A 248-nucleotide genomic window follows, 5' to 3' on the forward strand; every position below is an offset into this window, starting at 1 on the left:
TGGTGTTAAAAGATGAAGATAATAGAGGTAATACCAAGTATAAAATTTTAATGGTCACCGATAGAATTGACGAGCATCAAGCTGATTACGCAAGAGATTTCTTAAAAATAAAAGAGTTAGCATTAAAAGAAAAAAAGCTTAAAGCCATTGCCGATTGGCAGTCTGAAAAAATAACAGATACCTACATAAATATTAACGGCACTTATAGAGATTGTAACTATACAAGTAACTGGTTAAAAAAATAGTAT

At 29.8% G+C, this 248-nt stretch carries 1 pseudogene; it reads left to right on the plus strand.

Features of this window, described 5'->3' with window-relative positions:
- A pseudogene (locus FUA24_RS25980) lies at nucleotides 1-245 on the plus strand (peptidylprolyl isomerase); the annotation flags it as partial.
- Nucleotides 246-248 lie beyond the last annotated feature (3 nt).

This window comes from Seonamhaeicola marinus (assembly GCF_008085455.1).